Source organism: Halomonas elongata DSM 2581, from assembly GCF_000196875.2.
Taxonomy (GTDB): domain Bacteria; phylum Pseudomonadota; class Gammaproteobacteria; order Pseudomonadales; family Halomonadaceae; genus Halomonas; species Halomonas elongata.
This window is the reverse complement of the sequence record NC_014532.2, coordinates 3,003,916-3,017,867: the sequence shown is the minus strand read 5'-3', so window position 1 is coordinate 3,017,867 and position 13,952 is coordinate 3,003,916. Positions and strand designations below refer to the sequence as shown.

Sequence of the window (13,952 nt, the reverse complement as noted above, 5' to 3'; positions counted from 1 at the left end):
CCTCACGCTTCGGTATGGCGCGCGATTCGCTGCAGTCGATGACGCAGCGCCGGGTCGAACAGCGTCTGCCCGCGTCGTGCACCTTCACGCAGTCGCGAACCGTAATAGAGCCGTCCTTCCCGGGTGCGTAGCCAGCCTTCAGCCTCGAGACTCTGCACCAGACCCGCGAACAGGCGTGCGTCGAAGAATTCCGGCGAATCGCGTCCGGTCAGGCGTGCCAGGCGCTCGGCCAACTGCCGGGTGCGCTCGGTCAGGGCGTCGTGGGTGAAGTGTCCCGGCGCCTCGTTCAGCAGTACCGAGAGCAGCAGGTAACCGCGTTCCAGCGGCGGCTGCATGAGCCGACCCAGCATGCGCAACTGTTCCTCGCCGGTCAGCGAGTCGGTGCGTCGCCAGGCCTCGGCGTCGCGCTCGAGCAGCCCCTGGGCGGCGAGACGCTCGAGGGTGTCGGCCAGCGCCTTGCGAAACGAGGCCGGCGGGGCAATGGCGAATTCCCGCATCAGCACCGGCCAGCTCGGTGCCAGCAGGCGTTCCAGGTCATCCAGGCTCTGGCGGGCCTGGTGGCGGAAGGCGAAGGCGGTGAGGCCGGTCAGTGCGTAGAGATGCAGGACATTGTTGCGGTACCAGCCCAGCAGTGTGGCCTGGGCAGGATCGGCGGTGACCAGGTCGCCCAGGGCGTGGGGCTGGTACTTGAGCATGCCCAGCGCCTGCGTCTGCTCGATCCAGTCGCCGGGCTCGCCGGATGGCAGGGCGGCGGCGTTCTCCCGGCCCAGCTCGACCAGCAGTGTCAGGTGGCGCTCCAGCAGTGTGGCCTCGATGGCATGGTGCGGCGTGGCCAGGAGGCCGAGGGCGACCAGGTTCACCGGGTTGAGCGAGGCGGCGGCATTGATGCGCCGAGTCAGGGTTTCCCCGAGCTCGGTGACCGCGGTGCGTTTCCAGTCGGGGGCTTCTTCGCCCGGCGATGTCGCGCTGCGCCAGTCGGGCTGGGCGCGGTCGAGGAAGTCGGACAGCGACAGCGGCTCGCCGACGTTCAACGCCACGCGCCCATGGGGCTCGCGCAGCCGTCGCACGATGCGCAGCAGGGCCAGGGGGGATTCCTTGCGCTTGCGGCCGCCGGCCAGTTCGCGCTGATAGCTGGCTTCCTCGAGGATGCGCTCGTAGCCGATGTAGACCGGCACGAAGACGAGCGACTGTCCGCCTTCCCGCTGGCTGCGCAGGAAGGAGTCCAGCGTCATGGACAGCATGCCGGGGCGGGGCGGCAGCATTCTGCCGCTGCGCGAGCGTCCCCCTTCGATGAAGTATTCCAGCGGATGCCCGCGATTGAGCAGGCGGTGCAGATATTCCTTGAAGACCGCCGAGTAAAGCGGTTGGCCACGAAAACTGCGGCGCATGAAGAAGGCACCGCCGCGCCGCAGCAAGGGGCCGATCAGCGGCATGTCGAGATTGCGGCCGGCGGCGATGTGCGGAGGCATCAACCCCTGAGTGTAGAGCACATAGGACAGCAGCAGGTAGTCGATGTGACTGCGATGACAGGGGACATAGACCAGGGTGTGCTCGCCGGCGAGAGCCTTGATGCTGTCCAGTCCTCGCGCATCGACGCCATCGTAGAGGCGATTCCACAACCGCCGCAGCACGCCGTCGAGGAAGCGCATCACCGGGTAGCTCATGCTGGAGGCGATCTCACGGCCATAACGTCGTGCGCGTTTCGTCAGGCGTGCGCGCAGGCGAGGCGACTGGCCGGCCTGCTCCGCGATGGCGCGGCGTACCGGCTCGCTGCGTGCCACGCCCTCGATCAGGGTGCGACGATGGGACAGGTCCGGCCCCAGCACCCGGGAGCGCATGCGTCGGAAATGCACGCGCAACAGGCGGGCGGCCTTGCGGTCGGTAAGGGATGGCTCGCGCCCGTCATCGAGTTCGGCGAGGCGCAGGGGCGCGCCGAAATGAACCTCCAGATCGCGCCCGTTGACCATGACCGCCAGCAGGCGTCGCAATCGACCGGTGAGACGCCAGCTGTCGGCCGCGAGAAGCTGCCAGAAGCCGAAACGCTTGCCAGGGGCGCGTCCCCAGAAGATGCTGACGGGGACCAGTTGAATGTCGCAGCCCGTATCGCGGTGTGCTTCGATAACTGACTGGAAAGGCGAACGTGAGCGCTTGCGACGCTGCCACAGGCGGCGGCGCGTGGTGGGCAGCGAGAGCTGGGCGGGCAGGGTTCGCTCACCGAGCTGCCTGGGCATGGTGGCGTCGGGCAGGCCCTGTCGCCGGGCCAGAACCTCGAGCAGCAACCCGTCGGAGAGGGACGAGCGCGGCAGAACGTAAAGGGTCGGCAAGTCGGGATCGAGCCCGAGATCCTCCGAGGCGGGTTCGAGCAGGCGCACCTGGGTCCAGGCGTCGATCAGGCGGCGCAGTGGTGCGCGGAGCGGATTGACGGAAGTGGCGTTGGCCATGCGGTCGCTCTTGAGGAGGATGGGGGACCAGTATAGCGATGCCCCGCGGAAGGGTCAGGGGGCTCCCGGTGGGCAAGGACGCATCCATGCAACCGGGCGTAATGGAGGAGGGGACGATGGCGGGAGCCTGGCGGGACGCCAATCATTTTCAGCTGCTGCCCGAGGCGGCGCGTTTCCTGCCGGCCATGTTCGAGGCCGTCGGTGCGGCTCGGGAAACCTTGCTGATCGAGCTGTACCTGATGGAGTCGGGGCGGCTGACCACGATGGTGATCGAGGCGCTGCTGGAGGCGGTATCGCGCGGCGTGGCGGTGCGGCTGATGCTCGACGGCTATGGTGGCATGGGCCTGTCGACGGCGGACCGGCGTCGCCTGGAGGAAGGCGGTGTGACACTGCGCTGGTTCAATCCCCTGGGGCTGCACTCCCTGGCGCGCAATCTGACACGCGATCATCGCAAACTGGTGGTGGTGGACGGCCGGGTGGCCTTCACCGGGGGCTTCGGCGCGGTCGATGACTTTCTCGAGGCCTGGTACGAGGTGGCGGTGCGCATCGAAGGTCCGGTGGTGGCCGACTGGGAGCATCTGTTCGTATCGCTCTGGAACTCGCCGGTGACGCGAGGCGGCAAGGGCGATGCGCGATCCTCAGGCCCGCTGCCTGGCGTGTCGCCATCTGTGGTGGGCGGGATGCGCGGTCGTGTCGTCTGGGGGCAGGGGTATCGCTATCAGGCCATCCGGCTGTCCCTGCATCGTCGGGTGGATGCAGCACACCGTCGTATCTGGATGTGCACGCCCTATTTCGTGCCGACCCTGAGCCTGCGACGACGGCTGGCGCGTGCCGCACGACGCGGGGTGGATGTGCGTCTGCTGTTGCCGGGCGATGACCATGACCATCCCGGTGTACGCTACGCCGGCCAGCGTTTCTATGGGCGTCTGCTGCGGGCCGGTGTGCGCATTTTCGAGTTCCAGCCCTCCTTCATCCACGCCAAGTTCTCGCTGGTCGACGACTGGGTGAGTCTCGGTTCCTGCAACTTCGACCACTGGAGCCTGCAGTGGAACCTGGAGGCCAACCAGGAAGTGGATGACGCGGACTTCGCCACCGACGTGGCGGCCCTGTTCGAGCGCAATTTCGCTGCCAGCCACGAAGTGCGTCACGACGACTGGGCGCGTCGGCCACGCCTGCAACGCTTCAAGGAATGGCTGTTCGGCACGCTGGACGGGATGTTGACGAGGCTGCGCTGACCCGGTCCGGGCTGCGCCCGGCCCGGAGCTGTAAGTCATAAGCTGTAAGTTTTAAGAAAACCCTTTCCGTTGGGCTGCGGGGTGGCAGTCTTCCGCCTTCCGCCTTACTTCTTGCGCGTCTTCTTGCCGCGACCGGGTGGTCCCTTGCGGCGGGGTTTGGGCTTGGGGGTTTCCGGGGGGACTCGATAGTGCAGGTAGAGGTCGAGCACCAGTTCGGGCAGTTGCTCCACCAGCCGCTCCAGACGTTGGCCGTCGGTGGCGAGCTCGGCCATGTCGGGCTCGTCGGCGAACAGCCCCGAGAGCAGCATGAAGGGCAGCAGCATGGTGGCGGCGGCTTCCTCGTCCTCGGCGAACCAGGCTGCCTCGTCGAGGAATACGCCTTCCATGAAGCCCGCGCACCAGTCACCGATCGGCGTCTCTTCCGGTGCCAGGCCGCCCAGCTCCATGTCGAATGGCAATTCGGGCAGGCCGCCGCCTTCCAGCACCTGGATGGCGTTGTGGCGCAATTGCTCGAGCAGCGCCAGTGTCGCTTCCCGTTCGCTATCGTCCGCGAAGGCCGGTTCGCCATGAAAGAGTTCCGGTACCCAGGTGGCGGCGGGAACGTCGCTCGGCGCCACGGCCAGGGCAACCAGGAAACCGTGGGCGCCGATCAGATCCAGAGCGTCGGCGTCGACCCTTTCCGATTCGAGAAAATCGTCGAGTTGGTCGAGGGCTTCGTCGTCGAGAAGCGGCTGGGGCTGGGGGGTATCGGTGTCGGACATGGTGACATGGCTCTGGCTGGGAAGTCTTTACTTTACGCCGCCGTGGCGTGGCGCCATTCTAGCACCCCATGATCCATCCCGTGTTGCCCGAACCCGATCCCGCATGGCTCGACTCCCTCGATCGAGCCGCCAGCCAGCGTGCGTTGCACGAGCGGGTCGAAGCCGCCTGGCGGCTGTGTAGCGAGGTGCATGACACCTTGCCGCGTCCTGCCGTCTGGCTGGACCTGCGCGGCAAGGGGGCCGGTCAGGCTCATTTCGGGCGTGGCGGCCTGAGGTTCAATCCGGTGCTCTACGACGAGAACCGTCATGCCTTCCTGGTCGAGGTGGTGCCCCACGAGATGGCTCACTGGCTGGTGCATCACCTGGCGGACGGCTATCGGGCGCGTCCGCATGGCCACGAATGGCGCACGGTGATGCGCGAGCTGTTCGGCCTGGTGCCGCAGGCCACGCATCGTTTCGATACCGGGCGCGCCAGTCCCGAACCCTACCTCTATCGCTGCGGCTGTCGCGAGCATGGCTTTTCGGCGCGTCGTCATGGTCTGGCCCGGCAGGGGCGTCAGTACCAGTGCCGAAAATGCGGCCAATCCTTGGTCTATGTGACTCGTTCGACGCTTGAAGATTCGGTTTAACTATTTGTTATAAAAAAGAAAATCGTTCATACCAATGTCTAAAGTGAAGCCGGCGCGGCAGAGGGGTATGCTGGGAGCAGCTTACATGGCGCCGGTCGACGCTGCGTCGCGCTGGATCGGCATCATTCACCTGAAGGGATCATCCCGAGGACAGAGGCATTTCGATGAGCGATCAGCAGCATATCTATCCGGTACGTGATGACATCGCCGCCAAGGCCTGGGCCGACAAGGACACCTACCAGGCCATGTACCAGCGCTCCGTGGATGATCCGGACGGTTTCTGGGCCGAGCAGGCCCGGCATCTGGAGTGGTTCAAGGCGCCGAGTGTCATCAAGAATACCTCCTTTGCCTCGAACAACGTCGATATTCGCTGGTTCGAGGATGGCAAGCTGAATGCCAGCGTCAACTGCCTGGATCGCCACCTGGCCAGCCGCGGCGACCGGCCCGCGATCATCTGGGAAGGCGACGATCCGGCCGAATCCAAGACCCTGACCTATCGCCAGCTTCACGAGCGTACTTGTCAGCTGGCCAATGCCCTCAAGGAACTGGGCGTCGGCAAGGGCGACACCGTGACGCTCTACATGCCGATGGTGCCCGAGGCGGCCATGGCCATGCTCGCCTGCGCGCGTATCGGCGCCGTGCACTCGGTGGTGTTCGGCGGCTTCTCGCCGGATGCCCTGGCCCAGCGCGTTAAGGATGCCGCCTCCAAGGTGGTGATCACCGCCGATGAGTCGGTGCGTGGCGGCAAGCAGGTACCGCTCAAGGACAACGTCGATGCGGCCCTGACCCGCGAGGGCACCGATGTGGCCGAGACGGTGCTGGTGCTCCAGCGTACCGGCGGGCAGATCGACTGGAAGGACGGCCGCGACGTCTGGTTCCACGAGCTGGTCGACAAGCAGTCCACCGATTGCCCGGCCGAGGAGGTCAGCGCCGAGGATCCGCTGTTCATCCTCTACACCTCCGGTTCGACCGGCGCGCCCAAGGGGCTCAAGCACACCACCGGCGGCTATCTGCTGCAGGCCGCCCTGACTCACCAGTACGTCTTCGACTATCGCGACGGCGAGGTCTACTGGTGCACCGCCGACGTGGGCTGGGTGACCGGCCACAGCTACATCGTCTATGGCCCGCTGGCCAACGGCGCGACGACCCTGATGTTCGAGGGCGTGCCGAGTTATCCGACCAATGGCCGCATGGGCGAGATCGTCGACAAGCACCAGGTCAGCATTCTGTACACCGCGCCCACGGCGGTGCGTGCCCTGATGGCCCATGGCGACCATGTCATGGACTCCAGCCAGCGCGACAGCCTGCGCCTGCTGGGCTCGGTGGGCGAGCCGATCAACCCCGAGGCCTGGGAGTGGTTCTACCGGGTGATCGGCAAGGAACGCTGCCCGATCGTCGATACCTGGTGGCAGACCGAGACCGGCGGCATCATGATCGCGCCGCTGCCCGGCGCCATCGACCTCAAGCCCGGCTCGGCGACCCTGCCGTTCTTCGGCGTGCAGCCGGCACTGGTCGACAACGAGGGGCATCTTCTCGAGGGCGCCACCGACGGCAACCTAGTGGTGCTCGACTCCTGGCCGGGGCAGGCGCGTTCGATCTGGAACAATCACGAGCGCTTCGTCCAGACCTACTTCTCCACCTACGAGGGCATGTACTTCACCGGTGACGGTTGCCGACGCGACGAGGACGGCTACTACTGGATCACCGGCCGGGTCGACGATGTGCTCAACGTCTCTGGCCATCGCATGGGCACCGCCGAGATCGAGTCCTCGCTGGTGGCGCATGAGGCCGTGGCCGAGGCCGCCGTGGTCGGCTATCCCCATGACATCAAGGGGCAGGGCATCTATATTTACGTGACCCTGGACGACCAGCACGAGCCCAGCGACGAGCTCAAGAAGGAGCTGACCCAGTGGGTGCGCAAGGATATCGGGCCGATCGCCTCACCGGATGTCATCCAGTGGGCACCGAGCCTGCCCAAGACCCGCTCCGGCAAGATCATGCGCCGTATCCTGCGCAAGATCGCCGCCAACGAGTGCGATGGCCTGGGCGACACCAGCACCCTGGCGGATCCGTCGGTGGTCGATGAGTTGATCGAGCACCGGGCCAATCGTTGAGCGTCGCGTCAGTACGTATCCTGTTGGATGGTGGGCGGCGCGCTCGTCCATCGTCCTTCACCGCAGCCGGCCATGGGCCGGCTTTTTCATGACGTTGACGGAAAGTGTCGACAATTCAGATGGATCGCTTGGGCATTGCCTCGGCCATGGGGTAACATGCGGTAAATTACAAGTGTCCAGCAGGCGGCGGGCCCGCCCGTTGCATTCCGGAACCGGAGGAGAACCATGGCTTTTGCCCAGAAATTCATCGTCGCCGATGACCATCCGTTGTTCCGTGCGGCCCTCACCCAGGCGTTGCGTCAGTTGGCGCCCCAGGCCGAGATCGTCGAGGCCGATACCATGGAAGCCACGACCGAGGTGGTGACCCGTCACCCGGATGCCGACCTGATCCTGCTGGATCTGCACATGCCGGGCGCCCATGGCTTCTCCGGGCTGATCCAACTGCGCGGTCAGACGCCGGACATTCCGGTGGCGGTGGTGTCCGGGAGTGACGAACTGCACGTGGTGCGCCGTGCCATCGATTACGGGGCTTCCGGCTTCATTCCCAAGTCCGCGTCGCTGGCGCTGATCGCCGAGGCGGTGGGCGAGATCCTCGATGGCGAGGTGTGGCTGCCGGAAGAAATGGCCGAAGCCCTGGGTGAGGCCGATGAAGAGGACACGCGCTTTGCCGAGGCCATCGCCTCGCTTACGCCGCAGCAGTTCCGTGTGCTCAACATGCTCACCGAGGGCCTGCTCAACAAGCAGATCGCCTTCGAACTCAATGTCTCCGAGGCCACCATCAAGGCCCACGTCACGGCCATTCTGCGCAAGCTCGGCGTGCACTCGCGGACCCAGGCGGTCATCGCCGCCCAGAAGCTCGAGGTCGAGCCACCGAAGGTGGAAGAGTCCTGACGCCTGGTCGGATGTAGCCGCCATCAATGCGAACGCCGCCCTTCGGGGCGGCGTTTTCGGTTTTCGGTGGTGGAATGCAGTGCGTCAGTCGTCGTTCAGGTAACGGCGCATGGCCTCCACCGTTGCCTCGCTGCAGTGGTGCTCGATGCCCTCCGAATCGGCCCGGGCGGTCTCCTCGGGCACGCCGAGCTTGCGCAGGACCTCCAGTACCACGGTGTGGCGATTGGCGACCCGCCTGGCCATGTCGTCGCCCAGCGGCGTCAGGAAGATGCCGCGGTAGGGGCGGGCAATGACCAGCCCATCGCGCTTGAGTCGCGCGATCACCTTGGAGACGGCGGCGGTACTGACGCCGAAGCATTCGGCGAGGTCGCTGGCGCGGGCCTCGCCGTGCAGTGCGTGCAGATGGGCGATTTCCTCGACGTAGTCCTCGACCAGCTCGGTCTGGTGGTCCTGCCGAACGCGCCGGAAATATTCATGCTTGGGCAAGGATGGCATTGGCGACCTGTCAGTGACCCGTCAGGGTGAAGAACAGCACATAGCCGTTGAGCGCGATGATCAGCGTGCAGATGGCCCCGCCGATGGCGGTAACGGATCTGCCGTTGACCAGATTGCCCATGAGTCGGCGATCAGACGTAAAGCATAACAGAGGGATCAGGGCAAAAGGGATGCCGAAGCTGAGGATGACCTGGCTGGCAACCAGCGCCTTCTGTTCGGAGATGCCCAGCATGATGACGGCCAGCGCGGGCAGCATGGTGACCAACCGGCGTAGCCAGATGGGAATGGTGAAGTTGACGAAGCCCTGCATGATCACCTGACCCGACAGGGTGCCGACGATCGAGGACGACAGGCCCGCCAGCAGCAGGGCCAGGCCGAAGACATGGCTGGCGAGTTGCTGGCCCATCATTGGCGAAAGCAATTGGTAGCTGTCGCTGATGGTGGCGATGTCGAGCCGTCCCTGGGCGTGGAAGACCGCCGCCGCCATGGCCAGCATGCTCAGGTTGACCAGGCCGGCGATCGCCATGCCGACGATGACGTCGATCCGGTAATAGCGCATCAGGCGCTTGCGCTGCCCTTCGTCGCGGGTCTGGATGCGGTTCTGGGAAAGCGCCGAATGCAGATAGATGACATGAGGCATCACGGTGGCGCCGAGAATGCCGGCGGCCAGGTAGAGGGAATAGCTGTCGGGAAAGCTCGGGAGCAGCAGGCCTTCGAGCAGTGGTGCGGGATCGGGCGTGCCGAGCAGCATTTCCAGGAGGAAGCCGCTGGCCACCGCCATGATCATGGCGCCGATGACGATCTCCATCAGGCGGAAGCCCTGGCGATGCAGCAGCAGGGCCAGGTAGGTGATCAGGCCGGTGAGCAGGGCGCCTTCCATCAGCGAGAGGCCGAAGAGCAGGTTGAAGGCCAGGGCTGCGCCCAGGAATTCGGCGAGGTCGGTGGCGATGGCGACGATCTCGGCCTGGACCCAGTAACACCATACCAGCGGGCGGGGATAACGATCGCGGATGATTTCGGGCAGATTGCGACCGGTGGCCAGTCCCAGTCTCGCCGACAGGGTCTGGATCAGCATCGCCATCAGGTTGGCGCCGAGTACCACCCACAGCAGGGCGTAGCCATACCGTGAACCGGCCTCGATGTTGGTAGCGAAGTTGCCGGGGTCGATATAGGCCACGGCAGCGATCAATGCAGGGCCGAAGAAGGGCGTCCAGCCCCAGCGTCGACGACGCCCGCTCAGCGTCGCGTCGGCCTTGTTGCGAATCGCGTCGTTGGAAATGGCGGAAAACATGGAAACACTCATTAACCGTGGTTAATAACTGGTCTATAAGTTAATCCATGGTCGCCACGTTGACCAATAGCGATTTCCCGTACTCGTGATTGTTGCTGCCTATCGAGAGGGGCGCGGGACGAGCGACCCTCGTCGCCCCGCGCGGAGTGCTAGCGGGCGGCGGCTCGGCTGGCCTGCAGGGTGCGGGTTAACAGAGCCCTCAGGGCGGCGGGGCGTACCGGCTTGAGCAAGAGGTGATAACCGGCGCGCTTGACGGTTTCGGCGACCTCCTCGGTGCGGTCGGCGGTGATCACGATGCCAGGCACGTTGCCATGCAGCCGTTCGCTGAGCGCTTCCATGGCCATCAGGCCGGTGACCTCGTTGTCGAGGTGGTAGTCGGCCAGGATGGCGTCAGGGTCGGTGTCCAGGTGGCGAAGCACCGACTTGGCACCACCGATGGAGGTGGCGGTGAAGACTTCGCAGCCCCAGCCCGTGAGCATCGCCTTCATGCCCTCCAGAATCAGCGATTCGTTGTCGATGCACAGGATTCGCGTGCCGGCCAGCTTGTTGCCGACACGGCGCGGTTTGCTCTCCTCGGTGGCCTCCTGGCTGCGGGCTTCCACGACCGGCACGCTGATCGAGAAGACGGTGCCGACGCCTTCCCAGGAGCGCACGCGAATGGGATGGTCGAGCACTCGGCTCATGCGCTCGGCAATGGAAAGGCCCAGGCCGAGCCCCTTTTCGCCTTCCTTGTGGCGCGATGCCTGGTCGAGGCGGCGAAACTCCTGGAAGATTTCGGCCTGCTTGGCTTCGGGAATGCCCGGGCCGCTGTCCCAGACTTCGATGGACAGCCGCTCGCCCTGGCGGCGGCAGCCCAGCAGCACACGGCCTTCCTGGGTGTAGCGAATGGCGTTGGAGAGGAAGTTCTGCACGATGCGTCGCAGCATCTGGGCGTCGCTGTCGACCCAGGCACGGCTGGGCACGACGACCAGATCGAGCCCCCGGTCCTCGGCCATCACCTCGAACTCGGCGCGCAGTGGCCGGAAGATGTCCGCCAGGGCGAAGTGGCTGCGGCGTGGCGTCAGGGCGCCGGCGTCGAGCTTGGAAATGTCGAGCAGGGTGCCGAGCAACTCTTCGGCGGCCTGCAGCGAGTTGTCGATGTGGCCGATGGTGCGCTTCATGTCGTCGGCATCCATCTCCTGGGTGAGGGCCGAAGTGAACAGGCGCGCGGCATTGAGTGGTTGCAGCAGGTCATGGCTGGCCGCCGCCAGGAAGCGGGTCTTGGAGGCGTTGGCATCCTCGGCCACCTGCTTGGCCTGGCGCAGGGCCTGCTCGGCCTCGGCGCGCACCCGGTTCTCCTGGCGCAGGGCGGCGTTGGCCTCGGAGAGCGCCTGGGTGCGTTCGCGAACGCGCTCCTCCAGGGTCTCGTTGGTCTCCTTGAGGGCAATCTCGGCGCGGCGTCGCTCGGTAATGTCCTGGTAGAGGGCGAAGAAGCCGAGGATAGCGCCGCTGTCGCCGAAGTGCGGCGTATAGGTGACCAGCATGTAGCGGATGCCCTCGGGCAATTGCAGCGAGACCTCGAAACTGACCCGCTCGCCGCCGAGGGCCCGGTCGATCCAGGGGGCACGCTCCCGCGCCATGTCTTCGGGAATCACCGTCTGCAAGGGCTTGCCGATAACCTCGTTACGATCGATCTCGAAGGCCTGTTCGTAGGCGCGGTTGGTGAAGAGGTAGCGGCAATCCTTGTCGAAATAGGCGATCAGTGCCGGCACGTTGTCGGTATAGATGCGGATGTTGTTTTCCGAGCGGATCAGCGCTTCCTCGGTGCGCTTCTGCTGGGTGATGTCCTGATAGGTGTAGACGAAGCCGCCCCCCGGCATGGGGTTGCCCTGCACCTCCAGCACGCTGCCGTCCTGGCGGTAGCGCACATAGCGGTGAGGCTGGCCCTCGCGGATGTTGTCGAGCAGCAACTGGACGTGTTCCTCGGGATCGCCGGGACCGTATTCGCCGTTGTGGGCGTTGTAGAGGAAGATGCGATCGATCGGCGCGCCGACCCGGATCAGGTGGTCGGGAAAGCGGAACAGCTCCAGGTAGCGCTGGTTCCAGACCACCAGGCGCAGATTCTGGTCGACCACGCTGATGCCCTGGTTGATGTTCTCGATGGTCGCCTGGAGCAGGGCGCGGTTGAATTCCAGTACCTGGGAGGCTTCGTCGACGATGGAGATCACGTCCGAAATGCCGATGCCTCGGCCCTGCAGGGCCGAATTGACCACGATACGTGCCGAGGAGGCGCCGAGCACCGAGGCCAGAAAGCGTTCGGTGAACTGGATCACGTCGATGGACGCCCGGGTGTTGTCCTCCAGTGGCTTGCCGATGCGGCGGGCATAGTCGTCGAAGGCACGACTGACCTGGCCGGCACCGAGGAAGCGTTCGCACAGGACCTTGAGATCGCCCACCGTGGTGGCGCCGGTCCAGGGGCGGTTCACCGAGGTCTGGCGGGTCTCGACGCTGTCGACGAACAGCGAGGCCTGGATACGCTCGACCACGCGCTGTGGCGTCATCTGGGAAACGAAGATGTAGGAGACCAGATTGACGCCCAGCGACAGCATCACACCGTGGGTGAAACTGTCGCCGACATTGAGGCCGAACAGGGCAGTGGGCGAGAGCCAGCCGATGTTCAGCGGACCGCCATACAGCCATGCCTCGGGGAGCACGCCGGCGGCGATCAGATCCGGCATCAGCAGACTATAGGCCCAGATCGCGAAGCCGGCGTTCATGCCCACGATCACGCCCAGGCGGTTGCCGCGCTTCCAGTAGAGGCCGCCGATCAGGGCCGGGGCGAACTGGGCGGCGGCGGCGAAGGACAGCATGCCGATGGCGGCCAGGGAACTGAAGTCGCCGATCAACTGGTAGGCGCCGTAGGCCAGCGCCAGGATCACGCCGATGGTGATGCGCCGGGCACGCAGCACCAGGCGACCATAGTCGCGGGCCTTGGTGTCGAACCAGCGCAGGCGGAACAGGGCCGGGATGACGATCTCGTTGGAAATCATGATCGACACCGCCACCGCGGCGACGATCACCATGCCGGTGGAGGCCGAGAAGCCGCCGATGAAGGTCAAAAGGGTCAGCCACTCGCTGCCGGCGGCCATGGGCAGCGCCAGGACATAGGCGTCGGGCGACACATTGGTGTCGGCAAAGATGGTCAGGCCGGCGGCGGCCAGCGGCAGCACGAAGAAGCCGAAGGCCACCAGATAGAGCGGGAACAGCCAGCGGGCCTTGGCGGCATCGTCGCGATGGGTGTTCTCCACCACTGCCACATGGAACTGGCGCGGCAGGCAGAGGATGGCCAGCATGGCCAGTAGGGTCTGGGCCCAGAAACCCTGGCCGAAGTCCTGCTGGGCGAGCTGGCGCTGCAGCTCGAGCTGGATGTCGGCAAAGGCCAGCAGATCGCCGAGGCCATCGAACATGCCCCAGGTCACGTAGGCGCCCAGCGTCAGGAAGGCCACCAGCTTGATCAGCGACTCGAAGGCCACGGCATGGATCAAGCCCTCGTGGTGCTCGGTGGCGTCGGTGTGTCGGGTGCCGAAGAGGATGGCGAAGGCTGCCATGACCAGCGCTACATAGAAGGCGGTGTCGCCGAACAGTGGCGCACGGGTGATGTCCGCCTCGGAGGTCAGCACGCTGAAGGAGGTGGAGACGGCCTTCAACTGCAGCACGATGTAGGGCAGGGTGCCGATCAGCGCCACCAGGCTGGCGAAGGCGGCCAGCGATTGGGTCTTGCCGTAGCGCGAGGCGATGAAATCGGCGATCGAGGTCACGTTCTGATGCTTGGCGACCCGGATCATCTTGGCCAGCACCGGCCAGAACAGCAGCAGGGTGAGAATCGGTCCGACGAAAATGCTGGCGAAGGACCACCCCGAGGTGGCGGCCTGTCCCACGGCGCCATGGAAGGTCCAGGAAGTACAGTAGATGGCCAGCGCTAGGCTGTAGACGATCGGGCGTCGTCGTGTGGCCCCGCGCGCTCGCGCCAGGCGGTCGCCGCGCCAGGCAATGGCGAACAGGACGGCGACATACAACAGTGAAACGACGATCAGTAGCCAGCCAGCGAACATGCGC

At 65.4% G+C, this 13,952-nt stretch carries 9 protein-coding genes; 4 read left to right on the top strand and 5 right to left on the bottom strand.

Going from position 1 to position 13,952, the window contains the following annotated elements; all coding sequences use genetic code 11:
* Positions 1 to 2 precede the first annotated feature (2 nt).
* The gene (plsB, locus tag HELO_RS14115) at positions 3 to 2,441 is read right to left on the bottom strand and encodes a glycerol-3-phosphate 1-O-acyltransferase PlsB (protein WP_109637494.1); all 2,439 of its coding nucleotides are present in this window, start codon (positions 2,439 to 2,441) and stop codon (positions 3 to 5) included.
* 116 nt (positions 2,442 to 2,557) lie between these two features.
* Here plsB and HELO_RS14110 point away from each other — a divergent pair, with 116 nt between their 5' ends.
* A complete protein-coding gene (locus HELO_RS14110) occupies positions 2,558 to 3,676 on the top strand; it encodes a phospholipase D-like domain-containing protein (protein WP_041602159.1) in 1,119 nt (372 codons plus the stop codon).
* 104 nt (positions 3,677 to 3,780) lie between these two features.
* Here the strand turns inward: HELO_RS14110 and HELO_RS14105 are convergent, their stop codons facing one another.
* Positions 3,781 to 4,437 (bottom strand): YecA/YgfB family protein, encoded by a 657-nt coding sequence (locus tag HELO_RS14105; RefSeq protein WP_013333321.1) that lies wholly within the window; start codon positions 4,435 to 4,437, stop codon positions 3,781 to 3,783.
* A 68-nt stretch (positions 4,438 to 4,505) separates the two neighbouring features.
* Between HELO_RS14105 and HELO_RS14100 the strand changes: the two genes are divergently transcribed.
* The 3 genes from HELO_RS14100 (at position 4,506) to HELO_RS14090 (ending at position 8,071) form a co-directional block, all read left to right on the top strand.
* Positions 4,506 to 5,066, top strand: a complete 561-nt coding sequence (locus HELO_RS14100; RefSeq protein ID WP_013333320.1) for a SprT family zinc-dependent metalloprotease — start codon at positions 4,506 to 4,508, stop codon at positions 5,064 to 5,066.
* 164 nt (positions 5,067 to 5,230) lie between these two features.
* Entirely contained in the window at positions 5,231 to 7,180 is a 1,950-nt protein-coding gene (acs, locus tag HELO_RS14095) for an acetate--CoA ligase (protein WP_013333319.1), read from the top strand.
* 225 nt (positions 7,181 to 7,405) lie between these two features.
* Entirely contained in the window at positions 7,406 to 8,071 is a 666-nt protein-coding gene (locus tag HELO_RS14090) for a response regulator (RefSeq protein ID WP_013333318.1), read from the top strand.
* Positions 8,072 to 8,155: 84 nt separating this feature from the next.
* On the opposite strand, the gene mntR is transcribed toward HELO_RS14090, so the two are convergent.
* The 3 genes from mntR to HELO_RS14075 form a co-directional block, all read right to left on the bottom strand.
* Entirely contained in the window at positions 8,156 to 8,566 is a 411-nt protein-coding gene (gene mntR / locus HELO_RS14085) for a manganese-binding transcriptional regulator MntR (protein ID WP_013333317.1), read from the bottom strand.
* Between the two features lie 10 nt (positions 8,567 to 8,576).
* Positions 8,577 to 9,857, bottom strand: a complete 1,281-nt coding sequence (locus HELO_RS14080) for an Nramp family divalent metal transporter (protein WP_109637492.1) — start codon at positions 9,855 to 9,857, stop codon at positions 8,577 to 8,579.
* A gap of 149 nt (positions 9,858 to 10,006) precedes the next feature.
* Entirely contained in the window at positions 10,007 to 13,948 is a 3,942-nt protein-coding gene (locus HELO_RS14075) for a hybrid sensor histidine kinase/response regulator (protein ID WP_013333315.1), read from the bottom strand.
* Positions 13,949 to 13,952 lie beyond the last annotated feature (4 nt).